Genomic DNA, 25,994 nt, shown 5'->3' with positions numbered 1-25,994 from the left:
GCCCCACACCGCCATCGGACGCAACGCCCCGATCACCCGCTTAACCAACCTGTCCGGTCAGTACACCTAGGGCCGGGATGCGCCGTGCATCCCGGCCGGCATGCCCGACCGGACCCCGGCGGTCGGGCCGGGTGACCGCCGACGTCCCACGAGACCGCCGGCGTGCAACGTCGTTGCCAGCAGTGCCAGCGCGACGACGAAGAGCAGCCGACCGGAGGTGACGGAGGCGCCGCCGATCAGCACGGCGCCCACTCCGAGCGCCAGCCCGGCACCCGCGGCCGCCCGCGCTGCGCGCCGCCAACCGGCCCAGAGCAGGACGACCGTAGCCACGACCAGGACCCGCACCGGGAGCTGCGTGCCGGGGATCGGGCCGACCGCCTTGTAGGCCACGTCCGGCACCAGGTCCCAGGTGGTGCAGCGGCTGTAGCCGTCCCAGGTGACCGTGCAGTACCCGGGGTTCCACGCCCAGTCGAACCCGGGCTTGATACCGCCGCGTTGCCACGGCAGACCGAGGCTGGCGAGCATCGCGACGAGCATGACAGGGACGGACCGGGCCGGCAGAGCAGGCAGCCGGATGGTCCGGAGGGCGTCTGGGCGTCGCCGGGAAGGCGGCCCGTGCGAGCCGGCGGGACGGGGGAACGGAGCTGCGGACACCGACGAAGTCCTTCTGTTCGAGATCTTGACCGGGGGTCCGACGGCGCCGGCGTCCGATCGGATCCCCTCGATCCGGTGTCACGCACGGCACATCCGTCCACGCGGCGACGACCCGGGGACGGCGTGGGGGCCGGCGGGGCGGACCGTTGCCGCACGATCGTGGTGCTGGCCGCACGGCAGGTCCATCCGTGATCGAGTACCGGCGTGCGACGGTCCGAATCGACGTTCCCGCGGTTCCGTGTGCGGTGGTTGTGGCGGCCGGCCGGGACGCAGCCCCCCGCAACGGCGCGGATCAGCGGGCCGAGGTCAGCGGCAGCAGTCACCCATGCCGCTTCAGGCCAAGTCAGGGTGCGCCGCTTCCTGCGCGATGTCGGCGCATCGATGTGCGCTCTCGCGGGGCCGACGGCGACGAAGTGCTCCCAGCCGTGGCCCGGGCCAGTGCTGAGGAAGAGAGATGTCGAAACGCTGGTGACGCTTGCAGGCGTCGAGGGCCCTATCGCTCGGTCCACCGGTCTGAGGGGGCAGCGGCGGCAACACGCGCGATGACCTCCGGCGTCTTGCGGCCCAACAGCCGGTCCGCTTGCACGCGCGTCTGGGCTGCCACGACATCGGCGCGAGAGACCTTGACGACCCTCTTGCCCGTCGTCGTGAGTGCACGGTGGTCAGTCGCTGTCATCGCCGCTCCTCTCCTCGTCCAGTCCAGTGTCCACTTCGAACTCCACGTCGTCCAGGTCTGGCGGTGGTCCTGCCTCGAGCGCGGCGAGACGAGGTGTGCTTGCGAGCACAGAGATGATGTCGGCGTCCCGGTCGGCCGGTGACTGCCGCTTCAGCAGTCGCGACAGGATCTCCTGGCCCTTGGCGGCTCGAGACGGCTCCGAGTCGACGCTGAGCTGCTCGGCCCACTTCGTCCGCTCGAACCACTGCCCTCGCTCATCGCGTGTCCGCTGCAGCCAGGCGGTGATCAGCGCTCCAGCCAGAGTGAGAACACCGCCGGCAGCGCCGGAGATCACGAACGCCCACCACGGTGTCACGGCGCCGCCGCTCGCCTCGGCGGTCGGTCGGTTCCAAACCGGATCGGCACCACGACCATCCGTTGGTGCCCGCGGTGGAACAGCCGTTCCAGTTCGAGCTGCGCCCGACGCACACGAGGTGCACGGGCACTTCTGCGGGCGATCCCGACGCGGGGTCGAGCACCCGCCAGGACCGTCGGCGCCCGGAGCCCACGCATCGGCTCAGCGTAGGGCTCGGCGCCGGCTGCTGAGCGGACCGCAGCGAGTTCGCAGTCCTACGTTCCGGTCATCGGCTCGCCCCTCGGCTGCTGTCAGTCCGGAGAGCCGGACCGGACGTTCGTGTCCGACTCCCCCCGTCACCCACGGACCGGCAGCTCCACCCGCACCGCGAGTCCCCCACCGGGGACCGGCGCGGCGGTCACGGTGCCGTCGTGCGCCGCCACCACCGCCCGCACGATGGACAGGCCCAGGCCGCTGCCGCGGTGGCCGGTGCGGGCGCGGTCGCCCTGCCGGAACGGCTCGAACAGCTGCGACACGGTCGCCGGGTCGATCTCGGCGCCGCCGGAGCGCACCCGCACCACCGCGCGGTCGCCCTCGACCGCGGTCGACACCGCGAGTTCGCCGCCGACCACGTTGTGCCGCACCGCGTTCTCGACGAGATTGCCGACGACCCGCTCCAGCAGCGCCGGGTCCCCGGACACCGGTGCCGGCCGGGCGTCGACGGCAACGGTCACCCGGCGCTCGGCGCGCTCCCCCGCGACGGCCCGCAACGCCGGCTCCACGAGCGCGGCCAGGTCGACGTCGCGACGCTCGGAGATCCCGCTGCCCTGCGTGCGCGCCAGGAACAGCAGCGAGGTCAGCAGCCGGTCGGCGCGATCGGTGGCCTCCCGCACCACGTCCGCCATCCGCCGCAGGTCCTCGGCGTCGACATGCGGGTCGGCCAGGGTGACGTCGACCTCGGTGCGGATGACCGACAGCGGCGTCCGCAGCTCGTGCGAGGCGTTGGCGACGAACCGCCGTTCCGCGTCGAACGCGGCCTGCAGCCGCCCCAGCATGTCGTCGAAGGTGTCCGCCAGCTCGGCCACCTCGTCGCGCGGACCCGGCAGCTGGATCCGCCGGTCCAGCGACGCCTCGGACAGCCCGCGCGCCGCACTGGTCAGCACCGACAGCGGCCGCAGCGTCCGGCCGATGAGCACCCAGGACACCATCGCACCGGCCACCACCAGCAGCGGGAACGCGATCGACCCGACCAGCAGCACGGTCTCCCGGCCCTGCCGCACGACCTGGTCGGAGAACGCGGCGGCGTCGGTGATCCGCCCGTCGATCTGCACCGGGGTCCCGGGCGGGAACCGCGGCAGCGCGGCGACCACCCGCCCGACCAAGAGGTACGCCAGCGCCAGCATCAGCGCACCGACCAGGGACAGCAGCGCCGTCGACAGCAGGGTCAGCCGGAGCCGCAGTCCACCCCGCACCGGACCGCGGCCGCCACCCCCGACGGGCGGGGAACCGTCCGGCGGCGGAACCGGCGGCGCGCCGCGGACCGCACTGCCGCGCGGGACGGCGCCGACGCGGGCCGGCGCGTGCTCGGCGACCGGCTCAGGCCGGCGCATCGGCGGACACCCGGTACCCGGCGCCCACCACGGTGTCGATCAGTCCCGGCTCGCCGAGCTTGCGGCGCAGCGTCATCACGGTCACCCGCACGGTGGTGGTGAACGGATCGGCGTTCTCGTCCCAGACCCGTTCCAGCAGCTCCTCGCTCGAGACCACCGTGCCCGACGCGGACATCAGGACCTCGAGGACGCCGAACTCCTTGCGGGTCAGCTCGACCGTGGTGCCCGCGCGGGTCACGGTGCGCCGCGCCGGGTCCAGCTCCACGTCGCCCGCCCGCAGCACCGGCGGCGCCGCCGGCGTCGCCCGCCGACCGAGCGCCCGCACCCGGGCGACCAGCTCGGGGAACGCGAACGGCTTGGCCAGGTAGTCGTCCGCGCCCAGCGACAGCCCCTCCACCCTGGCGTCGATGCCCGACGACGCGGTCAGCATCAGGACGCGGACGATGTCGCCCGCGGAGATCAACTCGCCGAGCAGCTCGTCGCCGTGCATGCCGGGCAGGTCCCGGTCGAGCACCACGACGTCGTAGCGGGTGAATGTGGCCTTCTCGTGCCCCTCGTTGCCGTCGTACGCCACGTCGACCGCCATGCCCTCCGAGCGCAGGCCGCGCGCGATGGCGTCCGCCAACCGCTGCTCGTCCTCGACCACCAGTACCCGCATGTCACGCCTCTCCTGCCGGTCGGCGGCCGGACAGCCCGCCGGGAGTGTCGAAGGGATCCGCGTCCGGGCCCGCCGGCGTCGCCGCTTCGCCGGACCGGCGTCCGGCCCGGTCGGCGAACGTCTCGGTGACGGTGCGCGCCAGCACCTGCGCCGTCAGGCCGAGTTCGATGAGCAACTCGGCGCGGCTGGCGGACTCCAGGAACCGCTGCGGCAGCGCGACGACCTGCACCGGCACGTCCGTGCCGGCGAGCGCGTCCACCACGGCGGCGCCGACGCCCCCCGACCGGCCGCCGTCCTCGACCGTGACGACCAGCCGGTGGCCGGCCGCCAGGTCGACCAGCACCGGCGGCACCGGCAGCGCCCACCGCGGGTCGACGACCGTCACGCCGATGCCCTGGTCGGCCAGCCGCGACGCTGCCTCCACCGCCATCCCGCCGAACGCCCCGACAGCGACCAGCAGCACGTCGTTCTCGTGTCCGGCACGCGGCTGCGCCAGGACGTCCACCGCACCTCGGCCGCCCTCGACCGGGACCGGGCCGCCGTCACCGGACGTCACCCGGCGCAGCGCCGGGACCTCCTGCGGTACAGCACCCTTCGGGTAGCGCAGCACCGTCGGCGCGTCGCCGACGGCCAGCGCCTCGAACAGCTCCTCGGACAGCGTCACCGCGTCCCGCGGCGCCGCCAGGCAGAGCCCCGGCACCAACGCGGCGAGCGACATGTCCCACATGCCATGGTGACTCGGCCCGTCCTCGCCGGTGATGCCGGCCCGGTCGAGCACCACCGTGACGCCCAGCCGGTGCAGTGCGCAGTCCATCAGCAGCTGGTCGAACGCGCGGTTGAGGAATGTCGCGTACACCGCGACGACCGGGTGCAGGCCGCCCATCGCCAGCCCGGCGGCCGAGGTGACCGCGTGCTGCTCGGCGATGCCGACGTCGTAGAAGCGGTCGGGGAACGCGGCGGCGAAGGCGTCCAGCCCGGTCGGGCCGCTCATCGCGGCGGTCACCGCGACGACGTCGTCCCGCTCGGCGCCGGCGCGCAGCAGCTCCCGGCTGAACACCGAGGTCCACGACGTCGACGGGGTGACCTTGGGCCGCCCGGTCACCGGGTCGAACGCCGGCGGCGAGTGCATCTGCTCGGCGTCGTCGTTCTCCGCCGGCGGGTACCCCTGGCCCTTGCGGGTCAGGCAGTGCACCAGCACCGGCCCGCGGAAACCCTTGGCCCGGCTCAGCGCCGACTCCAGCTCCTCGACGTCGTGGCCGTCGATCGGCCCCAGGTACTTGAGCCCGAGGTCGGAGAACATCGCGGGCGGCAGCAGCCAGTCCTTGACGGCCGTCTTCACCGCGTGCAGCGCGCCGTACAGCGGCCGGCCCACGACGGGCGCCCGCGGCAGCGTGCTCTTGACCTGGCCGAGCATCCGCTCGTACCCGGGTCGCAGCCGCAGCGCCGCCATCCGCTGCGCCATGCCGCCGATCGTCGGCGCGTACGAACGGCCGTTGTCGTTCAGCACCACGACCAGCGGCCGGCCGCTGCCGGCGGCGATGTTGTTCAGGGCCTCCCACGCCATCCCGCCGGTCAGTGCACCGTCGCCGATGACGGCGACCACGGTGCGGTCGGACTCACCGCGCACCTGGAATGCCTTGGCCAGCCCGTCCGCGTAGGACAGCGAGGTGGACGCGTGCGAGTTCTCCACCCAGTCGTGCTCGGACTCGGCGCGGCTGGGATAGCCCGACAGACCGCCGCGGGTGCGCAGCCGGTCGAAACCGGCCGCCCGGCCGGTCAGGATCTTGTGGACGTACGCCTGGTGTCCGGTGTCGAACACGATGGGGTCCGCCGGCGAGTCGAAGACCCGGTGCAACGCCAGGGTGAGCTCGACCACGCCGAGGTTCGGGCCGAGATGGCCGCCGCGGGCGGAGGTGTGCTGCACCAGGAACTCGCGGATCTCCCCGGCCAGCGCGCTGAGCTCGTCCGGCCCGAGGGTCTTCAGGTCCGCCGGACCGCGCAGCCGCCCGAGCAGGCCGCTGCGGGCGTCCTGCCCGGAGGTCCGGCCGGTCCTGGGCCGGATGCCGGTGGAGTCGGTCGCCCGTCGATGCGGCACCAGCTCTCCCTACCTCTCCCCGTCCACGCCCGGACGGACCGGGCGGCGTCCCGATGGCCTGAGCCGCGCCTGCGTGGCCGCCCGCCCGTCGACGGTACCGGCCCGACCGCTCCACGGGTGGACGGGCGGCACCGGGTCGCGGTTGCCCCGGCGGCGGGGACGGAACGGCAGCCCCGGTCCGGCGCCGGGACGGCGGCCGGCGGTACGGTCCGGCCCGTGACCCCGTCCCTCCGCCGGGTGGCCGGCGCACCGCCGGCGGTCATCGCGCACCGCGGTGCGAGCGCGGACCACCCGGAGAACACCATGGCCGCCTTCGAGGCGGCGTGGGCCGCCGGCGCCTCCTGGCTCGAGACGGACGTGCAGCCCACCGTCGACGGTGTCCCGGTGCTGCTGCACGACGACAGCGTCGAGCGGACCACCGGCAGCACCGGGACCGTGCGGGCGTTGACGTCGGCGCAGCTGGCGGAGCTGGACGCCGGGTCCTGGTTCCTGCGGGACGCCGTAGCGGCGGCCGCCGACCCGAACCGCGACCCCTCCCCCGGCAGCGACCGCCCGCCGACCGCTGGTGCCGTCCACCGGATCCCGACGCTGGCCCAGCTGCTGGCGGCGCTGACGCCGGGCCGCCGGCTGCTGCTGGAGATCAAGGGCGCCCACACCCGCGCGCAGGTCGCGGCGGTCCTCGACGTCCTCGGGCGGTCCGGCGCCGATGACCGGGTGCTCGTGCAGTCCTTCGAGCTCGACGCGCTGGGCCACGTCCGGGCGCTGCAGCCGCACCGCCCGGTCGGTGTCCTGGTCGAGGACGTCGCCCTGGACCCGGTGCAGCTGTGCCGCGACCTCGGCGCGGTGGCGTGGAACCCGTGGTTCGGGCTGCTCGACGAGCGGCCCGGGCTGGTGGCCGAGCTGCACGGGTACGGCGTCGCGGTGGCGCCCTGGACGGTCGACGACCCGGCGGCGTGGCAGCGGCTCGACGACCTGGGCGTGGACGGCCTCATCACCAACCGGCCGGGGGCGTTGGTCCGCCGGCTGGCCGGGCACGGCCACTGAGCCGGCGTCCCCGCCCGTGCGTGCCGCCGCGCGACGGAGTGCCCGCGCGGCGCGTGGGTATCGTCGCGGAATGCCGGTCGCCCGCCTCCTCACCTCCGACCACCGCCGCCCGCGATGACGGTCACCGACGACCTGGTCGTCCTGGTGGACCCGGCCGGTCGACCCATCGGGCAGCACGACCGCAGCACCGTGCACGGGCCGGAGACGCCGCTGCACCTGGCCTTCTCGCTGTACCTGTTCGACGAGGCCGGGTCGCTGCTGATGACCCGCCGAGCGCTGGACAAGCGCACCTGGCCCGGCGTGTGGACCAACAGCTGCTGCGGACACCCGCGACCCGGTGAGCCCGTCGAGGAGGCGGTGCGCCGGCGGCTGGACGACGAGCTGGGCGTCGAGGTGGCCGGCCTGCGCTGCGTGCTGCCCACCTTCTCGTACCGGGCCAGGGACGCCGGCGGCACCTGGGAGAACGAGCTGTGCCCGGTGTTCGTCGGGCGCGCGGTGCATCCGGACGGGGCCGTGCGGCCGAACCCCTCGGAGACCATGGAGACCAACTGGGTGGGGTGGGACGCCGTGCGGACCGCAGTGGCCGCCGCGCCGTGGGCGTTCAGCCCGTGGAGCGTCCGGCAGATCGCCGAACTGGGACAGGACGCGCTCGCCGAGGCGAGCGGCCGCGGATGAGCCGCGTCGTCGTGATCGGCGCCGGCCTGGCCGGCCTGTCCGCCGCGTGCCGGCTGGTCGGTGACGGCTGGGACGTCACCGTCGTGGAGCGGGAACCGGTGCCGGGCGGGCGGTCCGGCCTGCTGCAGCGGGACGGTTGGACCTTCGACACCGGGCCGTCCGTGCTGACCATGCGGGACCTGATCGCCGACGCGCTGTCGGCCGCGGGCACCGACATCGCCGACGTCCTGCCGCTGCGCCGGCTGGATCCCGCGTACCGCGCGCGCTTCGCCGACGGCAGCACGATCCACGTCCGGCACGGTCGCGACGCCATGCGCGAGGAGATCCGCGCCACCTGCGGCGACGCCGATGCCGACGCCTTCGACGGCTTCGTGGACTGGCTGCGGCGGCTGTACGAGGTCGAGATGCCGCACTTCATCGACCGCAACTTCGACAGCCCGCTGGACCTGGTGGCCGACCCCCGCGCCGCCGCGACGCTGGTCCGGCTGGGCGGCTTCGGCCGGCTCGGACCGGCGGTCCGGCGTCGCTTCCGCGACCCGCGGTTGCACCGGTTGTTCAGCTTCCAGGCGCTCTACGCCGGCCTGTCGCCGCAGTCGGCGCTGGCCATCTACGCGGTGATCACCTACATGGACAGCATCGAGGGCGTGTGGTGGCCCGACGGCGGCCTGCACGCGGTCCCGCTGGCACTGGCCACCGCGGCCGAGAAGGCCGGCGCAGAGGTGCTTCTCGGCACGGGCGTGCGCACGGTGCTGCGCCGGCCGGACACCGGCGCGGTGGCCGGGGTGGAGCTGGACTCCGGCGAGCGGATCGCCGCCGACGCCGTCGTCTGCACCCTCGACCCGGAGACGGCGTACCGGTCGCTGCTGCCGGACCTCTCGCTGCCGCGGCGGGTGCGACGCGCCCGGCACTCGCCGTCCGCGGTGGTCTGGCACGTCGGCGCGCGCGGGCTGCCGGCGCCGGGCACCGCCCACCACAACATCCACTTCGGCGAGCAGTGGGACGAGTCGTTCGAGGCGCTGCTCGACCGCCGGGAGCTGATGCCCGACCCGTCCCGGCTGGTCACCGTGCCGACGGTGACCGACCCGTCGATGGCCCCGCCGGGATCCACCTCGATGTTCGTGCTGGAGCCGGTGCCGCACCTGGGCTCCGCGATCGACTGGCGGCGCGAGGCCGGGCCGATGCGCGACCGGCTGCTCGCCTTCCTCGCGGAGAACGGCTACCCGACGGACGTGGCGGTGGAGGAGCTGGTCACGCCGCTGGAGTGGCAGCGGATGGGGATGGCCGGCGGCACGCCGTTCGCCACCGCGCACACCTTCGGCCAGACCGGGCCGTTCCGCGTCCGGAACACGGTGCGGGAGCTGCCCGGGCTGTTCCTCGCCGGCTCCGGCACGGTGCCCGGTGTCGGCGTGCCGATGGTGCTGGTGTCCGGCAAGCTCGCCGCCGAACGGGTCCGCGGGTATCTGCGGGACGGCGCCGCGTGAGCGCGGCGGACCTCGCGGAGCGGCAGGCCCGGCTCGACCGGGGCTACCGCGAGTGCCGCCGGCTGACCTGGCGGTACGGCACCACGTACTACTGGGGCGCCGCCATCCTGGCCCCGGACCGGCGACGGCACGTGCACGCGGTGTACGCGCTGTGCCGGCTGGCCGACGACATCGTCGACGACCCGCCGCCCGGCACGACCGGCACAGCCGGCCACACCGGCGCGCCGGGCGACACCGCGGCCCGGCTCGCCGATTTCGCGACCGGGTTCCGCACGGCGCTGGCCGCCGGTGACGCCGACGAGCCGGTCCTGGCGGCCGTGGTCGACACCGTGCTGCGGTGCGACATCGACCCGGAGTGCTTCGACCGCTTCTTCGGCGCCATGGCCATGGACCTGACCACGACGACGTACCGGACGTGGGCGGACCTGCTGGGCTACATGGAGGGGTCGGCGGCGGTCATCGGCGAGATGATGCTGCCGGTGCTGCGTCCGACCCGTGCCGGCGCCCGGGAGCCGGCGCGGGCGCTGGGGTTCGCCTTCCAGCTGACCAACTTCCTGCGCGACGTCGACGAGGACCTGGACCGCGGTCGGGTCTACCTGCCCCAGGAGGACCTCGAGCGGTTCGGCGTCGACGTGCACGAGCGCCGGGTGACCCCGCAGTGGCGGGCGATGATGGCGTTCCAGATCTCCCGCAACCGCCGCCTGTACCGCGAGGCCGACACCGGGATCGCCCTGCTGCCGGGACGGTCCGCCCGCTGCGTGGGGGCGGCGCGGGTGCTCTACTCGCGCATCCTGGACCGGATCGAACGCGCCGACCACGACGTCTTCACCGGCCGCGCCCGGGTACCGACGTGGCAGAAGGCCGCGACCGCGGCGCGCATCGTCGTGGCCGGCCCGGGACGGGCGGCCACGGCGGGCGCGCCGGCGCCGCGGGGACGTGCCGCAGAACGCCCGGCAGGCCGGTCCCCGGCCGCCGGCAGGGAGGGAGCCGACCGTGTCCGTTGAGCCTCGCCGGGACACCCGTCCGCAACGGCCGTCGCGGATCCCGGCGGCCGTCCGGGCGCGGATCCCGCTGGCCTGGGCGCCGCAGCCGCCGGAGCAGCGGATGGCGCCGTCCTGGCGGCAGGCCCGGCCGAGTCGCATCGCCGCCGCCCTCCGGGTGGCCCAGGGCCGGGATCCGGGCGGCTGGTACGTCGTCGGCGCCAGCGGCGACGTCGGCCGGTCGACGTCGGTGACCAGGACCATCGCCGGCGTCGAGGTGGTGCTGTGGCGGGACGCCGACGGCGCGCTGGTCGCCGGGCCGGGCGCCTGCCCGCACCTGGGCGCGCTGCTGACCGGGTGCACCGTCGCGGACGGCACCCTCTACTGCCGGTGGCACGGCTACCCGATCGAGCCGCGCGGCGACGCGTCGTGGCGGCCCTTCCAGGCCCTGGACGACGGCGTGCTGCTGTGGGTCCGGCTGCCGACCCAGGGTGAGACGCCGACCGAGCGGCCGGCCCTGCCGGTGCGGTCGCCGGCGGACCTGTCGGTGTCGGCGGTGATGGTCGAGCCGGGCACCTGCGAGCCCGAGGACGTCATCGCCAACCGGCTGGACCCGTGGCACGGGGCGTGGTTCCACCCGTACTCGTTCAGCCACCTGACCGTCGACGACGCTGCGAGCGACGAGAGCACGCTGGTCGTGGACGTGACCTTCCGACTCAGCCGCAACGTCGGCGTGCCGGTGCGGGCGGCGTTCACCTGCCCCGACGCCCGCACCATCGTCATGACGATCACCGAGGGCGAGGGCGCCGGGAGCGTCGTCGAGACCCACGCCACCCCGCTCGGTGTGGACGCCGCGGGGCGGCCGCGGACCATGGTCACCGAGGCGACGATCGCCTACTCCCCCCGTTCCGGGTTCGGGGTGGCCCGGGCGCTGGCGCCGGTGCTCCGCCCGGCGATCAAGCGCACCGCCCGGCGCCTGTGGGTCGACGACCTGGCCTACGCCGAACGCCGCTACGCGCTGCGCGCCCGGGGCGAGTACCCGGGCTGACCGCCCGGCCGCCGCCGGCCCGGGCGCCCGGCCAGCACCCGGCGGGTGACCCCCGCCACGGGGTGCCGGCCGGCCATCGGGGTGGACCACAGGTCGTGACCGGCCACCCCCCAGCCGGACAGCACGGTGTTCGCGGCGGCCCAGCCGGTCGTCGCCGCGCGCTCCATCAGAGCGACCGGCAGGTCCGAGCGCACCCAGTCGCCGGCCAGCACGAGTCGCGGGTCCGGCGTGAGGACGCCCGGTCGTCGCTGCCATCCGGACGGGTCCAGCAGCGGGCAGTCCTGCTGCAGCAGCCACTCCTGCGCCCGCACGCCCGCCGCTGCGGTCTCCGGGTACACCCGGTGCAGCTCGGCCCGCAGCTGCTCGCGCAACGCCACCTCGTCGGTGCCGGGCGGCACGGCGTAGGCGTGCACCTCGACCACGGACCCGCGGTGCCGCTGCGCCCAGCGTGCCGCGCCGGCCTCGAAACGTTCGAGCACGGTGACGTTGTCGAGCGGGCCGTAGCCGCTGGTGCCCAGGAACGGCGACCGGTCGGCGTCGACCGCCCGGTCCAACCACAGCCGCCAGACGGCGAACGGCGGCGCCGACCGACCGGCGGCGACCGCGTCGCGCCAGGACCCGCCGGGCAGACCGGCACCGTCGGCGACCAGCCGGCGGGCGGTGCGCGGGTCGACGGCCAGCACCACGGCGTCCGCGGCGTGCTCGGCGTCCGCGAGCACCGTCCGGGCCTGCGGACCGGTCAGGTCGACACCGAGGACCTCGGCACCGGTGCGGATCTCGACGCCGCGCCGCTGCAGGTACCGGGCCAGCGGCGCCCACAGCGCGGTGTCGTAGTCGTCGTCGGGGACGTCGAACAGCAGGCCCTCGGCGGACCCGACGAAGTAGCTGTGGAACATGGCGACCAGCTCGCCGGCGGCGAACTCCCGCGGGTCGGCGAAGAAGCTGCGCGCGAAGACCTCGAGCGCCAGGTGCCGCGCGGCGTCCGGGAAGCGCAACCGGTCCAGGAACTCCGCGGCGCTCTCCCCGTCGTAGTCGGCGAACGTGCGCGGGAACCGCACGTCGAGCAGCTCGAGGGCGGCGGCCACGTCGACCCTGGCCAGGTCCCGCACGGTGAACGACGGGCTGCGCAGCACGAAGGCGGCCAGGTTCAGCGGCGGGGTCCGCGGGATGCCGGTGAAGGAGTCGCGGTGCCCGCCGGCCAGCACCAGCGGGTAATCCTCGACCGGGACCAGCCGGCCAAGCGCCGGGTCGGCGCGGCGCAGGAGCGCGCGCAGGTTGTAGTACTGGCGGAAGAAGGCATGGAAGCCGCGGCTCATGGTCCGCTCCGGATCCCCCGGCACCGGCCAGGCCCGCACCCGGCCGCCCAGCTGCGGCGCGGCCTCCAGCAGGGTCACCGCCACGCCGCGCTCGGCCAGCCCCGCCGCCGCCGCCAGCCCGGCGATGCCGCCGCCGATGACGGTCACCCGGCGCCCGCCCGGGTCGCGCAGCACGCCGGCGGGACCGGGGTGGCGGTGCGCCCGCGGGTCGCGACCGGGCCGCCAGCCGGTCACCCGCCGGCCGCCGGCCTGCTCGCCCGGACGGTGTGCAGGATGTCCCGCTGCCAACCGGACACGGTCCGCACCCGGACGTCGACGAACCCGGCCCGGTGCAGCCGGTCGGTGAACTGCTCGACGGAGTCGAAGCGCTGCACGCTCCGCCACAGGTAGCGGTAGATGCGGCTGCTGCCCGAGGTGAGCAGGCTCAGCGGCACGACGACGGCCCAGCACACCGCCGTCCACACCCGGCCGGCCCGCCGGGAGCCGGCGACCGAGTACTCCTGGACGGCCAGGGTGCCGCCGGGGCGCAGCCGGTCGAACAGCGCCGCCAGCACCGCGTCCCGGTGCTCGGCCGGCACGTTGCGGAACAGGTAGGCGGCCAGCACGCCGTCCAGCGGCGCGCCGACCACCCGGTCCACGGCGTCCGGCACCGGCGGCACCAGGTCCTCGGCGCGGGCGTGCAGGAAGCGCACCACCGCCGGCCAGGCCCGGCGCCGAGCCTGGGCCAGCATGCCCGCCGAGGCGTCCACGCCGACGACCTCGACCGGACCGCGGTCCGGTGCGACGTCCGCGGACAGCCGGTCGAGCAGCGCGCGGGTGGACGCCCCGGAGCCGCAGCCCAGGTCGAGCAGGCGCAGCGGACCGGTCGCCGGCAGCCGTTCCACCAGCGCCTTGGCCGCCATCCGCAGGTGGTGGTGGTAGCCGGGGTTGAGCGCGACCATCAGGTCGTAGCGGGGCGCGGCCGCGTCGAAGGCGGCCTCGACGTCCAGCCCGCCGGCGCCCGGTGTCCCGGCGGGCGGGGACCCGTCCGGCCGGACGGTGGTCATCGGGCGTCCTCCCGGTGTGCGGCGGCGCCGGCGTTCGACGGGCGACCGGGGACCGCCCGGCCGGCCGCGGCGCGGCGGGACGGGCCGTCGGTGCACCGGCGCCACAGCAGGATGGTCAGCGTCACCATCGCCCAGCCGAAGCCGAAGTCCTCGATCGGGATGTCCCACGGGAAGCGGATGCCCAGCGTCTGCCGGGCGTCGTACAGCACGATGGGGTCGGCCAGCCGGGTCAGGTAGCCGTCGACCGGGATCTGGAAGCCCAGCACGATGACCATCGAGATCCAGTACCGCCGGGTCCGGAAGATCCCCGTCCGCAGCCCCCACAGCTCGAGCGCGACCACCGCCAGCACGGCCACGACGGTCAGCGCGGTGTACTCAGGCACCCCGGGCCTCCGCGTCCCGGCGGGCCTGCTTGCGGTCGAGGACGGCGCCGACCGCGCCGTAGGTGAGCAGCCCGCAGATCGGGATCACGACGAAGAACACCAGCTCCTCGATCGGCATCCGGAACGGCAGCTGGAGCCCGGTGACGAACCGCGGGTTGTAGGTCCAGTGGCCGCGGACGATGCCGACGACGTCCCACACCGAGAACACCAGGACGACCGGCAGCACGGACAGCAGCAGCGCCCGGACGCGGCGGTACACGCCGGCGTGCAGCACCAGCTCGAGCGGTGCGGTGATCACCAGGCAGCCGGCCATCAGCAACAGGTAGCGGAAGTGGTCGATCTCGAGCTCCTGGCGGCCGGCGTCGGGGGCGGGGACCCCCACTGTAGGTGCCGGTGCCGGTCAGCCGGCGGGGACGAAGCGGGCGACGCACTCGACGTGGTGCGTCTGCGGGAAGCAGTCGAACGCGGCCAGGCCGTCCAGCCGGTAGCCGGCCCCGGCCAGTGCCGCGGCGTCCCGACCCAGCGCCGCCGGGTCGCAGGCGACGTAGACGAGCACCGCCGGCTCGCGCAGGGCCATCTCGCGGCACAGCGCCGGACCGGCGCCGGTGCGCGGCGGGTCCAGCACGACGGCGTCGACCCGGTCCGGGAGGTCGGCGACGACGTCGGCCACCGCTCCCCGCACGGTCCGGACGCCCGGCAGGTCGGCGAGGTTGGCGGCGGCCAGCTCGGCGGCGTGCCGGTCGCCCTCGACGGAGACGACCGAGCCGCCGGGCCCGACGACGTCGGCGAGCACCGCAGCGAACAGCCCGACCCCGCCGTACAGGTCCCACGCGGAGCGGATGTCGGCGTCGCCCAGCGCGGCCCGCACGGCGTCGGCGAGGACCTGTGGCGCCGCGGGGTGCACCTGCCAGAAGCCGTCCCCGGCCACCTGCCAGTCCCGGCCGGCGGCCTGCTCGACGACCAGCCTGGCGTCCTCGCCGGGCCAGGCGCTGCGCACCTCGCCGTCCGGCGCCTGCACCAGGATCACCTCGGGCAGCGCGCTGCGGCGCCGGCCCCGGTCGGCGGCCCGGCCGCGCACGGTGCCCCGACCGCGGTCCCCGCCCCGGCCGCGCTCGGATCGCCGGTCCGGACGTCTCCGACGGTCCCGCGCCGGGCCTCCCCCGGTGGGGCGGTCCTGCTCCGGCCGGCCGCCGGTGCCGCGGTCCTGCTCCGGCCGGCCGCCGGCGCCGCGGTCGTCCTCCTCGGTCTCCGGCACCCCGGCCGCGCCCCCCGGTCCGGCGACGGCCTGCCGGTCGTCCGGCCCGGGCCGGACCGGCGCGTCCCGCACCCCGGGAGGGACGTCGAGGACGGCGGCGGCCTCGCTGAACCCCGGTGCGGCGATCAGGCACGGCCGGTCCCGGGAGACCGGGACGACCCGGTGGCTGCGGACCGCGCGGGGACCGATGCGCCCGTCGGCGTCCAGCGCCCACCGCACCCGGGTGCGCCAGCCGAAGCCCGGAGCCACCCCGCCCTGAGCAGTGTCCGGTCCTGTGTCCGGGGCTGCGTCCGGTCCTGTCTCCAGGATTGCGTCCGGCAGGGCCTGCACGGTCACCGCGACGTCCAGCCCGGCCAGCCGGCGGAGCTGCTCGGCGACCACGGCGCCCTTGAGCTCGCGCTGCAGTGGGCCGGCCGCGTGCTGGAAGTCGCAGCCGCCGCAGCCCCCGGGCCGGAAGTGCACGCACGGCGCCTCGACCCGGTCCGGGTGCGGCACCAGCACCTCGACGACCTCGCCGCGGCAGAACGACGCGGGACGGACCTCGGTGAGCCGCACCCTGACCTGCTCTCCCGGCAGGCCGAGCCGGACGAACACCACCCGCCCGCCGTAGCGGGCGACGCAGTGCCCGCCGTGGGCGACCGCGTCGACCCGGACCTCGACGACGTCCCCCACGGCCAGCTCGTCCGGGTAGACAGGGACGCCGGGATCGCCCGCCGGCTCAGTCACCGTCGCCCGACACCCCGGCGCGGCGCGGGACGCCCGCCGACCGGCCGGTCCCCGCCGGCCGCTCCACCGGTCCCGCCGCCGGCCGCTCCACCGGCGCGGCCGCCGAACGCTCCACCGGTGTCGCCGCCGGACGCCGCCCGCCGTCGGCGACCCGGCCACCGCCCTCGCGGGCCGGCGTCACCCGTCCCGGCGGCGCCGGCGGGCGACGCTTCCCGCCACCGTCGGACCCGCCGTCGGAGAACTCCTGCAGGGGCGCCACGCCGGGCATCCGCGTCCGGAAGGGCAGGGTGCGGTCGGCGTGCGCGCGGATCCGCTGGTCCAGCGCCTCGGACGAGGACAGCTGCCACGGGACCGAGGTGACCATGACGCCCGGGGTGAACAGCAGCCGGCCCTTGAGCCGCAGCGCCGACTGGTTGTGCAGCAGCTGCTCCCACCAGTGCCCGACGACGTACTCGGGGATGAAAACCGCGACGACGTCACGCGGCGAGTCCTTCCGGGCCCGGCGCACGTACTCCATGATCGGCCGGGTGATCTCCCGGAACGGCGAGTCGATGACCTTGAGCGGGACCGGGATCTGCCGGTCCTCCCACTCCCGGGCCAGCGCGGCGGTGTCCTCGGGGTCGACGTTGACGGTCACCGCCTCGATGGTGTCGGGCCGGGTCGCCCTGGCGTAGGACAGCGCCCGCATGGTCGGCAGGTGCAGCTTGGACACCAGCACCACCGCGTGCACCCGGCTCGGCAGCACCAGGTCGTCCTCGTCGGCGGCGATCTCCGCCGCGACCCGCTGGTAGTGCCGGCGCACCGCCTTCATGGTCAGGAAGAACAGGCCCATCGCGGCGATGGCGATCCACGCGCCGGTGGTGAACTTGGTGACGATGACGATCACCAGCACGACCGCGGTGAAGCTGAAGCCGACGGCGTTGATGGTCTGGCTGCGGCGCATCCGCCGGCGCACCCGGCCGTCCGTCTCGGTGCGCAGCAGCCGGTTCCAGTGCCGGATCATCCCGGCCTGCGAGCAGGTGAACGAGACGAACACGCCCACCGTGTAGAGCGGGATCAAGGAGTTGACGTTGGCGTCGAACGCGACCACCAGGATCAGCGCGACGACGGCGAGGAAGACGATGCCGTTGGAGAAGGCCAGCCGGTCGCCGCGGGTGTGCAACTGCCGCGGCAGGTAGCTGTCCTGGGCCAGGATCGACCCCAGGACCGGGAAGCCGTTGAAGGCCGTGTTGCACGCCAGCACCAGGATCAGCCCGGTGGTGAACGACACCACGTAGAACGCGACCGGGAAGCCGGAGAAGACCGATTGCGCGATCTGCGCGATCATCGTCTTCTGGTAGTAGTCCGGCGGCGCGCCGACCAGCTGCCGCAGCGGGTCCTCGGCGATCTTGGCGTCGGTGATCCGGGCCAGCGCCACCAGGCCGAGGACCATGGTCACGGCCAGGCCGCCCATCAGGGCCAGCGTCGTGGCGGCGTTGCGCGACTTGGGCTTCTTGAACGCCGGCACGCCGTTGGAGATGGCCTCCACGCCGGTCAGCGCCGCGGATCCGGACGAGAAGCCGCGGGCGAGCAGGAAGACCAGCGCGAAGCCGGTGATGGAGTGCTCGGCGGTCAAGGTGTACCCGGCGCTCTCGGCCTGCATGTCGCTACCGGCGATCCACCGGACGATGCCGGTTCCGATCATCACCAGGATCGACACCATGAACGCGTAGACCGGGATCGCGAAGGCCGTGCCGGACTCGCGGATGCCGCGCAGGTTCAGCGCGGTGATCACCACGATGATGATCACCGACCACAGCACCGGGTGCTCGCCCACCGCCGGTATCGCCGAGCCGATGTTGGCCACGCCGGAGGCGGTCGACACCGCCACGGTCAGGATGTAGTCGACCAGCAGCGCGCTGGCCACCGTCAGGCCGAAGTTCGGTCCCAGGTTGGTGGTGGCGACCTCGTAGTCGCCGCCGCCGCTGGGGTAGGCGTGCACGTTCTGCCGGTACGAGGCGACGACGACCAGCATCACCAGGGTCACCAGGATGGCGATCCAGGGAGCGAAGGAGTACGCCGCGAGCCCGGCGACCGACAGCGTCGCGAAGATCTCCTGCGGCGCGTAGGCGACGCTGGAGAGCGCGTCGGACGCGAACACCGGCAGCGCGATCCGTTTGGGCAGCAGCGTGTGCGAGAGCCGGTCGCTGCGGAAGGGTCGCCCGACCACCAACCGCTTGGTCGCGGCCGTCACCTTGGACACCGCAGAAGTTTACGTGTCCGCAGCACCGCGTCGCGATCCGCTCGATCGGCGGACCCGGACGGCTCCCGGCGGCTCCCAGGTGTGGCGGGCGGTACCTTCGGGTCCGGTCGGCGGCCGGGTGTCGCCGGCCGTCGTCCGCAAGTCCGCTCGGCGTCGAGGAAAGGGTGCCCGGCGTGCACATCGTGATCATGGGCTGCGGCCGGGTCGGCTCCGGCCTGGCCAGGGCGCTGGCCCGGGCCGGCCACTCGGTGGCGGTCATCGACCGGGACCCGGCGTCGTTCCGGCGCCTGGGCCCGGACTTCCACGGCGAGCAGGTGCTCGGCATGGGCTTCGACCGGGACACCCTGATCTCCGCGCGGATCTCCGAGGCGCACGCGTTCGCCGCGGTGTCCTCGGGCGACAACTCCAACATCATCGCCGCCCGGGTGGCCCGGGAGCAGTTCGGCGTGCGGACCGTCGTGGCCCGGATCTACGACCCCAAGCGCGCCGAGGTCTACGAGCGGCTCGGCATCCCGACGGTCGCCACCGTGCCGTGGACCACCGACCGGCTGATGCGGGCGGTCATCCCCGACGGGCTGATTAGCGAGTGGCGGGACCCGTCCGGGACGGTCACCGTCGTCAACGTGCCCTACCACCGCGACTGGGTGGGCCGGACGCTAACCTCGCTGGAGTCGGCGCTGCAGGTCCGGGCCGCCTTCGTGGTCCGCTACGGCACCGGTTTCCTGCCCCGGCCGGAGACCGTCGTGCAGGACGGCGACGCCGTCTACGCGGCCGTGCTGTCCCGGGACGTGCTGCACATCGGCGAGCTGGCCGCCCGGTCCCCCGAGGAAGGTGCCTGATGCGGATCGCCATCGCCGGAGCCGGCTCGGTCGGCCGGTCCATCGCCGGTGAGCTGGTCGAGAACGGCCACCAGGTCATGCTCATCGACCGCGACCCCGAGGCCATCAAGCCGCAGCGCATCGAGGCCGCCGAGTGGGTGCAGGCCGACGCCTGCGAGCTGTCCTCCCTCGAGGAGGCCGGGCTGCAGACCTGCGACGTGGTGATCGCCTGCACCGGCGACGACAAGGTCAACCTGGTGGTGTCGCTGCTGGCCAAGACCGAGTTCGCGGTCGGCCGGGTGGTCGGCCGGGTCAACGACCCGCGCAACGAGTGGCTGTTCACCGACGCCTGGGGGGTGGACGTCGCGGTGTCGACGCCGCGCATCTTGGCCGCGCTGGTCGAGGAGGCGGTCACCGTCGGCGACCTGGTGCGACTGTTCACCCTGCGGCAGGGACAGGCGAACCTGGTGGAGGTCACCCTGCCGCCGTCCACGTCGATGGCCGGTCGGCCGGTGCGGGACCTGGAGCTGCCGCGGGACGCGGCGCTGGTCACCATCCTGCGCGGCGGCCGGGTGATCGTCCCCCAGCCCGACGAACCGCTGGAGCCGGGCGACGAGCTGCTCTTCGTGGCCTCCACCGAGGTGGAGGACCTGGTGCGGGAGGCGCTGGTCTGAGCCCGGCCGGTGCGCGTCAGTCGGTACCGGTCGCCGGCCGGGGCCGGATGTCGCCCGGGCGCCGGGTCTCGACCGCGGAGTGCCGCCCCTGCTCCGGCGGCTCGGCGCCGCTGAGGGCGGCTGCACCGGCCCCGGTGGTGGACCCGGTGCTGGACACGGTGGTGGACGCCGTGGTGGTCCCGGTGCTGGACGCCGTGGTGGACGCGGTCGCGCCGGCGGCTCGCCGGCGCCAGGGCAGGTGCATGCCGGCCGCGCTGCCCACGATCAGGACCGTGGCCACGATGGCCAGGAACCACATGGGATAGCCCATCACCAGCCGGGCCGTCGCCAGCCAGCCCACCTTGTCCGTGTCGTACAGCCAGCGCTGCACCACGAACCGGATGACGAACACCAACACCCAGACGGCCGTGGCGGCGTCGTACCGGCGGACCAGCGACCGGTCCTGCCGCCAGCGCATGCCCCGCCCGTTCAGGCCCTCCCAGACGACGCCGACCAGCGGCCAGCGCACCAGGATGGACAGCACCAGGCCGGCGCCGTAGACCACGAACGACCAGATGCCGAACAGGAAGTAGCCCTTGGCGCTGCCGGTCCGGTAGGCGATGAACGCCGCGACACCGACGCCGATCAGGCCGCCGATCGCCTGCATGACCGGCTTGCGGCGGATCAGCCGCCACGCGGCGATCACCGCGCCGCAGGCCAGGGACGAGCCGATGGCCCAGCCGAGCCCGGCGAAGGCGTTGACGATGACGAACACGACGACCGGCAGCCCCGAGTCGACCATGCCCATCGGGCCGCCGAGCTGGTCCCAGAGCGTCGGCCGGGTGCGGGCGGCCGCCTGGCCGGCGCCGTCCTCCGCTCCCGGGGCGGCCGGCAGCGGTCCGGCCGGCGGCGCGCCGGCCGGTTCGTGCGGGTGGCTCACGCGTGGGCCGGGAGCAGCTCGTACTCCGGGTTGTAGATCGTCTTGCGGCCGTCCTTGACGGCCAGCCGGCCGGTGGCCTTGACGGTGCGCCCGGTGCTGACACCGGGGATCGAGCGGCGCCCCAGCCAGATGAGCTGGACGGTGTCCGTGCCGTCGTAGAGCTCGGCCACCAGGGTGGCGAGCGCGTCGGTCGGCCGCAGGTCCACGGTGCGCAGCCGGCCGAGCACCGACACCCGCTGACCCTGCCAGCAGCCCGCCGCGTGCTGGCACCCGGAGGCGTCGACCTCCGAGGACAGCTCGTCGGCCTCGACGGCGGCGTCGTCCGCGGTCAGCTTCTTGAACCAGCGGCCGATCGAACTCGGCATCGTCTCTTCTCCTCCGGGAGCGTCCGTCCTGTTCAGGGTACCCGCGCGGAGCGGCCCAGGACGCCGGAAACGTCCGGCCGGCGGTACCCGGGACCCTTGAGGACCTTGCCGTCGGCCCGGTACACCGGGCGGCCGTCGGCGCCGAGCTTGGTCATGTTCGAGGCGTGCACCTCGTCCAGGACCGCGTCGAGGTCGATCCCGTAGACGTGCGCGGTGCCGTACGCCACGTAGACGATGTCGGCGAGCGCGTCCGCGACGCCCACCACGTCGCCGGCCTCGGCGGCCGCCCGCAGCTCGCCGACCTCCTCCTCGATCAGCGCGGTCCTCAGCGCGGCCTCCCGGGCGTCCACCTCGGCCGACGGCCGACGGCGCACCGGCAGCCCGAAGGCCTCGTGGAACCGGCGCACCTGGGTGGAGATACGGCTGGTGCCGCCGGCCGTGGCGGCCGACGGCACCTCGTGGTCGTCCTGCGCAGGCGCGTCAGGCACAGTCGACGCAGACCAGGCGATCGCCGCGCTGGTCAGCGAGCCGGCTGCGGTGCTGCACCAGGAAGCACGACGTGCAGGTGAACTCGTCCGCCTGCTTGGGGATGACCTTGACGACCAGCTCCTCGCCGGACAGGTCCGCCCCGGGCAGCTCGAACGACTCGGCGGTGTCGCCCTCGTCGACGTCCACGACCGACGACTGGGCCTCGTTGCGCCGGGCCTTCAACTCCTCCAGGGAGTCCTCGCCCACCTCGTCCGTCTCGTTGCGGCGGGGGGCGTCGTAATCAGTTGCCATGCTGTTCCCTCTTCATCTCCTGTCGCGTCACCCTGCGCACCGGCCGGCCGGGTCCGCAGGGTTGCGGGATCCGGTGCTCCGGCGGTGCCGAGGTGCTCCGCACGCGACCGACCGGGCACACCCGCGCCGCGCGTGTCACCGCCCTGTCGGCGGCAGCCCCGTGGTAACGCCGTCCGTCCCGGATTTGTGCCCGCTGTTCCGCCGTCTTTTCGACGGATGTCCACGCCGTCCCCGGCGTCGAGCGGCAGCAGGGTAGCCGACCGGACGCCCGGGTTCCTAGCGCGGGGCTCGGTTCCCCCCGGATGCCGCGTCAATCCCGCGGCCGCAGGGCTGGACTCCCGCGGCAGCAGAGCTGGTGACCGAGGTCCAGCGCGGGTACCGATGCGTCGTCACCGATCGGCGGAGCCGGCGGGAACGGGCGAGAGCAGGGCCGGACCGCGCTCGTCGGCGGCACCGGACACGACACCGCCTGACACCCACCTGACGACGTGCCCCTCTACCCTGTGTCCGACAGCAGTGGCGCACCCGCGTCACCCTGGGGAGGACGGGCCCGGCCGGCCGGCAGCACCCCGGCCGACGACAGCACACCGATGCGGAGGACCCGTCCGTGACGATGGACTCGCCCGCGGAGCGTTACCGCCGCCGACGACCCTGGCCCATCCTGATCTTCCTGGTGGTCCTGCTGGTGGGCGGCGGGGTCGTCTGGTTCCAGGTGCTGCGGCCCGGCCCGGCCGCCGCCACCGGCTGCAATGCCCCGGGCCCGGCGCCGACCACCGCGACACCGACCACCCGCAGCAGCACCGCGCGGTCGACGCCGTCCGGCACCGCCCGACCGCGCACCACGGCCAGGACGACACCGCGGTCCACCACCAGCACGGTGACGACCACCCTCGGCACCTTCGTGGCGTCGAACACCCTGGTCGCCGTCCGGCCGTCCGACCCGAGCACCGTCGAGCTGCAGGTCTACAACGCCAGCCCGGCCCGTGGCGTGGCGCGGACGCTCACCAAGGACCTGCAGGACGCCGGCTTCGCCTCGGTCAAACCGGCGGACAACGACGTGCTCTACCCGGCCGGCGACCTGATGTGCCAGTCCGAGATCCGGTTCGGCGCCGCGGGACAGGCGCAGGCACGCACCGTGCTGATCATCGCGCCGTGCTCGCAGCTGGTGATGGACGACCGGGTCGACCAGAGCGTGGACCTGGCGCTGGGCGCCCGGTACGACTACACCCCGACCACGGCGGCGCAGAAGGCGCAGCTCAAGGCGCTGCACGACGCGGCGGCGCCGCCGGCCGTCATCGAGGGCCAGACCGCGACCGCCAAGCCGGCGGGGCCGATCCCGCCGCTGCCCGCCGCCGACTGCGCCGGCGCGACCACCGGCTCCAGCTGACCCGACCGACCGGCAACGGGCGGCCGTGCACGGCCCCGCCGTGCCGGTTCGGCCACTGCCGGGTCACGCACGGCTGCCCGCTGGCTACGATCACCGCACCAGGCGCTGCCGCCTGGCCCTGCGCCGGCCCCGGGTCGGTCTCCGGTAGAGGAGTGCATCGAGCGTGAGCATCCAGCGGACGGGATCGGCCTTCGGGATCGACATCGGCGGCACCGGCATCAAGGGCGCCGTGGTGGACCTGGCGACGGGTGAGCTGAAGACCGAGCGCAGGCGGATCGACACCCCGCACCCGGCGACGCCGGAGGCGGTGACCGACACCGCCGCCCAGGTGGCCGCGGCGTTCGACTACAAGGGCCCGTTCGGCGTCGACTTCCCCGGCGTGGTGCTCAATGGCACCGTGCACACCGCCGCCAACGTCGACCCGGCGTGGGTCGGCACGGACCTGGTGGCGGCGATGAGCGGGAAGGTGCCGGGCCCGGTCACCGCCCTGAACGACGCCGACGCCGCCGGCCTGGCGGAGGTGCGCTACGGCGCCGGCGCCGACAACGACGGTCTGGTGGTCATGGTGACCTTCGGGACGGGCATCGGGACGGCGATCATCTACAACAACGTGCTGGTCCCGAACGCCGAGCTCGGCCACATCGAGCTGGACGGGCACGACGCCGAGTCCAAGGCGGCGGCGTCGGCCCGCGAGCGCGAGGACCTGAGCTGGGAGCACTGGGCCAAGCGGGCGAGCAAGTACCTGCAGGCCCTGGAGAACCTGCTCTGGCCGGAGCTGTTCATCCTCGGCGGAGGCATCTCCAAGAAGCCGGACAAGTGGTTCCCGCTGCTCAAGTGCCGGACCGAGCTCAAGATCGCCAAGCTGATCAACAACGCCGGCATCGTCGGGTCCGCGCTGGCCGCCCACGAGGCGCAGCTCGGCTGACCGGCAGGACGGCGGCGGACCGGCGGACCGGCTAACCGGCCGGGCGCCGGCGCTGCCCCGGCCGGCGCCGGCTCCGCCCCCGTCCGGCGTCGGCGTTGCCCCGGTCCGCGCCCGCTCGGTGCGGTCCGGCCCCGCCCGGCTGCCGTCCGGAGGTCTGCGGCCCGCCGAGCGGGCGCGCGGCGGTGCGACCGTTCGGGTGGATGGCGCGCTCCGCTGCACGTCGCGTCACCTGGCCGTGACTGCCGGTGATCATCGCGGCGGCGCCACTGCTCCGTCCGGTGGGTCGTCCGGAGTGCCGGAATCGATCGAAAGTCGTGGTCGCGCGGCATTCGCCGTTACACTGGAGCGGTCGTCTTGCGGGAGTTTCCCGGCGAACCGGGTCCTGACCGCGGGGGTTCGCCGCGGAGCGGCCCCGCACATCGTCCACGACATTTCCGCGAAAGGGCATCAGTGGCAGGCGCACCGGCTTCCTCGCATCGCACCCGCACCCACACTTCCGGCGCACCGGCCGCCGCGGATGCGGGCGCCGGCACGTCCGGTCCCGCACGCAGCCGCGCGGCCGGTGGGACCAAGACCAGAAAGAGCGGCGCGGTCGCCGTCGTCGAGTCCGAGATCGAGGTCGCGGGCGCCGATGTCGACCCGGCGGAACTCGACGAGGCGCTGACCAGCGACGTCGACCTGACCGGCGTGGACCCGGCCGTGGCGGACGCCCTCGAGGTCACCACCGAGGCCGAGGGCGAGCTGGACCTGACCGAGGACGACGAGTCCGACTCCACGGACGAGGCCGCCCCGGCGGGCGCCGCCACTCCCGGTCCCGCGACGGCCAAGGCCGAGTCCGAGGAGTTCACCTGGGACGACGAGGAGGAGTCCGAGGCGCTCCGGCAGGCCCGCAAGGACGCCGAGCTCACCGCCTCCGCCGACTCCGTCCGGGCGTACCTCAAGCAGATCGGCAAGGTCGCCCTGCTCAATGCCGAGGAGGAGGTCGACCTCGCCAAGCGGATCGAGGCCGGCCTGTACTCGGTCGAGCGGATGCGCCAGGTCGCCGAGGCCGGCGACAAGCTGCCTACGCAGATGCGCCGGGACCTGAACTGGATCCGCCGGGACGGCGAGCGCGCCAAGAACCACCTGCTCGAGGCGAACCTCCGGCTCGTGGTGTCGCTGGCCAAGCGCTACACCGGTCGCGGCATGGCTTTCCTGGACCTGATCCAGGAGGGCAACCTGGGTCTGATCCGTGCGGTCGAGAAGTTCGACTACACCAAGGGCTACAAGTTCTCGACGTACGCCACGTGGTGGATCCGCCAGGCGATCACCCGGGCGATGGCCGACCAGGCCCGCACCATCCGCATCCCGGTGCACATGGTGGAGGTCATCAACAAGCTGGGCCGCATCCAGCGCGAGCTGCTGCAGGACCTGGGCCGCGAGCCCACGCCCGAGGAGCTCGCCAAGGAGATGGACATCACCCCGGACAAGGTGCTGGAGATCCAGCAGTACGCCCGGGAGCCGATCTCGCTCGATCAGACCATCGGCGACGAGGGCGACTCGCAGCTCGGTGACTTCATCGAGGACTCCGAGGCCGTGGTGGCCGTGGACGCCGTGTCGTTCACCCTGCTGCAGGACCAGCTGCAGGCCGTGCTGCAGACGCTGTCCGAGCGGGAGGCCGGCGTGGTCCGGCTGCGCTTCGGCCTGACCGACGGCCAGCCGCGCACGCTCGACGAGATCGGCCAGGTGTACGGGGTCACCCGGGAGCGCATCCGGCAGATCGAGTCCAAGACCATGTCGAAGCTGCGCCACCCGTCGCGCTCGCAGGTGCTGCGCGACTACCTCGAGTAGGACGCACCGGTCCGACCCGACAGGGCCCGTCCCCGCCTCCGCGGGGACGGGCCCTGGTCGTTTCTGGTCCGCC

25 protein-coding genes are annotated in these 25,994 nt (G+C 74.5%); 10 read left to right on the top strand and 15 right to left on the bottom strand.

What is annotated here, in order from left to right:
* Positions 1–66: 66 nt before the first annotated feature.
* The 5 genes from IEY37_RS17230 to dxs all read right to left on the bottom strand — a co-directional run bounded on the left by IEY37_RS17230 (position 67) and on the right by dxs (position 5,946).
* Positions 67–525, bottom strand: coding sequence for a hypothetical protein (locus IEY37_RS17230; protein WP_188943757.1), 459 nt, complete (start codon positions 523–525; stop codon positions 67–69).
* Between the two features lie 791 nt (positions 526–1,316).
* The gene (locus IEY37_RS17225; protein ID WP_188943756.1) at positions 1,317–1,664 is read right to left on the bottom strand and encodes a hypothetical protein; all 348 of its coding nucleotides are present in this window, start codon (positions 1,662–1,664) and stop codon (positions 1,317–1,319) included.
* 356 nt (positions 1,665–2,020) lie between these two features.
* On the bottom strand, positions 2,021–3,136 hold the full coding sequence (locus IEY37_RS17220) for a HAMP domain-containing sensor histidine kinase (protein WP_229674570.1): 1,116 nt from the start codon (positions 3,134–3,136) through the stop codon (positions 2,021–2,023).
* A 124-nt stretch (positions 3,137–3,260) separates the two neighbouring features.
* Positions 3,261–3,932 carry a response regulator transcription factor gene (locus tag IEY37_RS17215; RefSeq protein ID WP_188943752.1) on the bottom strand — a complete coding sequence of 224 codons (672 nt, stop codon included), beginning with the start codon at positions 3,930–3,932 and terminating at the stop codon, positions 3,261–3,263.
* Position 3,933: 1 nt separating this feature from the next.
* Complete coding sequence (dxs, locus tag IEY37_RS17210) at positions 3,934–5,946, bottom strand: 1-deoxy-D-xylulose-5-phosphate synthase (RefSeq protein ID WP_188943797.1); 2,013 nt, start codon at positions 5,944–5,946, stop codon at positions 3,934–3,936.
* A gap of 297 nt (positions 5,947–6,243) precedes the next feature.
* Here dxs and IEY37_RS17205 point away from each other — a divergent pair, with 297 nt between their 5' ends.
* From IEY37_RS17205 to IEY37_RS17185, 5 genes are all read left to right on the top strand, one after another.
* Positions 6,244–7,071 (top strand): glycerophosphodiester phosphodiesterase, encoded by an 828-nt coding sequence (locus IEY37_RS17205; RefSeq protein ID WP_188943750.1) that lies wholly within the window; start codon positions 6,244–6,246, stop codon positions 7,069–7,071.
* A 114-nt stretch (positions 7,072–7,185) separates the two neighbouring features.
* Complete coding sequence (idi, locus tag IEY37_RS17200) at positions 7,186–7,746, top strand: isopentenyl-diphosphate Delta-isomerase (RefSeq protein WP_188943748.1); 561 nt, start codon at positions 7,186–7,188, stop codon at positions 7,744–7,746.
* Positions 7,743–9,227 (top strand): phytoene desaturase family protein, encoded by a 1,485-nt coding sequence (locus tag IEY37_RS17195; protein WP_188943746.1) that lies wholly within the window; start codon positions 7,743–7,745, stop codon positions 9,225–9,227. Before idi ends, IEY37_RS17195 begins: the two co-directional genes overlap by 4 nt.
* The gene (locus IEY37_RS17190; RefSeq protein WP_188943744.1) at positions 9,224–10,231 is read left to right on the top strand and encodes a phytoene/squalene synthase family protein; all 1,008 of its coding nucleotides are present in this window, start codon (positions 9,224–9,226) and stop codon (positions 10,229–10,231) included. The genes IEY37_RS17195 and IEY37_RS17190 overlap by 4 nt, the downstream gene beginning before the upstream one ends.
* Before the next feature lie 100 nt (positions 10,232–10,331).
* Positions 10,332–11,255, top strand: a complete 924-nt coding sequence (locus IEY37_RS17185; RefSeq protein ID WP_188943795.1) for a Rieske (2Fe-2S) protein — start codon at positions 10,332–10,334, stop codon at positions 11,253–11,255.
* Here IEY37_RS17185 and IEY37_RS17180 read toward each other — a convergent pair.
* From IEY37_RS17180 to IEY37_RS17155, 6 genes are read right to left on the bottom strand one after another with little or no spacing between them, the layout of a single operon-like run.
* Positions 11,219–12,805 carry an FAD-dependent oxidoreductase gene (locus tag IEY37_RS17180; protein WP_188943742.1) on the bottom strand — a complete coding sequence of 529 codons (1,587 nt, stop codon included), beginning with the start codon at positions 12,803–12,805 and terminating at the stop codon, positions 11,219–11,221. The two genes, IEY37_RS17185 and IEY37_RS17180, sit on opposite strands and share 37 nt — an antisense overlap.
* Positions 12,802–13,617 (bottom strand): class I SAM-dependent methyltransferase, encoded by an 816-nt coding sequence (locus IEY37_RS17175; RefSeq protein ID WP_188943741.1) that lies wholly within the window; start codon positions 13,615–13,617, stop codon positions 12,802–12,804. The genes IEY37_RS17180 and IEY37_RS17175 overlap by 4 nt, the downstream gene beginning before the upstream one ends.
* Entirely contained in the window at positions 13,614–14,000 is a 387-nt protein-coding gene (locus IEY37_RS17170) for a lycopene cyclase domain-containing protein (protein ID WP_188943739.1), read from the bottom strand. The genes IEY37_RS17175 and IEY37_RS17170 overlap by 4 nt, the downstream gene beginning before the upstream one ends.
* A complete protein-coding gene (locus IEY37_RS17165; protein WP_229674567.1) occupies positions 13,993–14,382 on the bottom strand; it encodes a lycopene cyclase domain-containing protein in 390 nt (129 codons plus the stop codon). The genes IEY37_RS17170 and IEY37_RS17165 overlap by 8 nt, the downstream gene beginning before the upstream one ends.
* A gap of 18 nt (positions 14,383–14,400) precedes the next feature.
* Complete coding sequence (locus IEY37_RS17160) at positions 14,401–15,981, bottom strand: class I SAM-dependent RNA methyltransferase (RefSeq protein WP_188943737.1); 1,581 nt, start codon at positions 15,979–15,981, stop codon at positions 14,401–14,403.
* Entirely contained in the window at positions 15,974–18,223 is a 2,250-nt protein-coding gene (locus IEY37_RS17155; protein ID WP_229674566.1) for an APC family permease, read from the bottom strand. Before IEY37_RS17155 ends, IEY37_RS17160 begins: the two co-directional genes overlap by 8 nt.
* Before the next feature lie 173 nt (positions 18,224–18,396).
* Between IEY37_RS17155 and IEY37_RS17150 the strand changes: the two genes are divergently transcribed.
* Together IEY37_RS17150 and IEY37_RS17145 are read left to right on the top strand one after the other, a co-directional pair.
* Positions 18,397–19,062, top strand: coding sequence for a potassium channel family protein (locus IEY37_RS17150; RefSeq protein WP_188943734.1), 666 nt, complete (start codon positions 18,397–18,399; stop codon positions 19,060–19,062).
* Positions 19,062–19,715 carry a potassium channel family protein gene (locus tag IEY37_RS17145; protein WP_188943732.1) on the top strand — a complete coding sequence of 218 codons (654 nt, stop codon included), beginning with the start codon at positions 19,062–19,064 and terminating at the stop codon, positions 19,713–19,715. Before IEY37_RS17150 ends, IEY37_RS17145 begins: the two co-directional genes overlap by 1 nt.
* A 16-nt stretch (positions 19,716–19,731) precedes the next feature.
* Here the strand turns inward: IEY37_RS17145 and IEY37_RS22300 are convergent, their stop codons facing one another.
* The 4 genes from IEY37_RS22300 to IEY37_RS17125 are packed head-to-tail and all read right to left on the bottom strand — an operon-like array spanning position 19,732 to position 21,779.
* On the bottom strand, positions 19,732–20,634 hold the full coding sequence (locus IEY37_RS22300) for a DUF3159 domain-containing protein (RefSeq protein ID WP_229674565.1): 903 nt from the start codon (positions 20,632–20,634) through the stop codon (positions 19,732–19,734).
* Positions 20,631–20,999 (bottom strand): OB-fold nucleic acid binding domain-containing protein, encoded by a 369-nt coding sequence (locus IEY37_RS17135; protein ID WP_188943730.1) that lies wholly within the window; start codon positions 20,997–20,999, stop codon positions 20,631–20,633. The genes IEY37_RS22300 and IEY37_RS17135 overlap by 4 nt, the downstream gene beginning before the upstream one ends.
* Before the next feature lie 32 nt (positions 21,000–21,031).
* The gene (locus IEY37_RS17130; protein ID WP_229674564.1) at positions 21,032–21,487 is read right to left on the bottom strand and encodes a pyrophosphohydrolase domain-containing protein; all 456 of its coding nucleotides are present in this window, start codon (positions 21,485–21,487) and stop codon (positions 21,032–21,034) included.
* Positions 21,480–21,779, bottom strand: a complete 300-nt coding sequence (locus IEY37_RS17125) for a DUF4193 domain-containing protein (RefSeq protein WP_188943728.1) — start codon at positions 21,777–21,779, stop codon at positions 21,480–21,482. Before IEY37_RS17125 ends, IEY37_RS17130 begins: the two co-directional genes overlap by 8 nt.
* A gap of 613 nt (positions 21,780–22,392) precedes the next feature.
* Between IEY37_RS17125 and cei the strand changes: the two genes are divergently transcribed.
* The 3 genes from cei to IEY37_RS17110 all read left to right on the top strand — a co-directional run bounded on the left by cei (position 22,393) and on the right by IEY37_RS17110 (position 25,921).
* Complete coding sequence (gene cei, locus IEY37_RS17120; RefSeq protein WP_229674573.1) at positions 22,393–23,166, top strand: envelope integrity protein Cei; 774 nt, start codon at positions 22,393–22,395, stop codon at positions 23,164–23,166.
* A gap of 163 nt (positions 23,167–23,329) precedes the next feature.
* Complete coding sequence (ppgK, locus tag IEY37_RS17115; protein WP_229674563.1) at positions 23,330–24,091, top strand: polyphosphate--glucose phosphotransferase; 762 nt, start codon at positions 23,330–23,332, stop codon at positions 24,089–24,091.
* 450 nt (positions 24,092–24,541) lie between these two features.
* Positions 24,542–25,921 (top strand): RNA polymerase sigma factor, encoded by a 1,380-nt coding sequence (locus tag IEY37_RS17110; RefSeq protein WP_188943724.1) that lies wholly within the window; start codon positions 24,542–24,544, stop codon positions 25,919–25,921.
* Positions 25,922–25,994 lie beyond the last annotated feature (73 nt).

Origin of the sequence: Nakamurella endophytica (assembly GCF_014646215.1) — a bacterium.
GTDB lineage: Bacteria > Actinomycetota > Actinomycetes > Mycobacteriales > Nakamurellaceae > Nakamurella > Nakamurella endophytica.
This window is presented reverse-complemented; position numbering and strand designations above follow the sequence as displayed.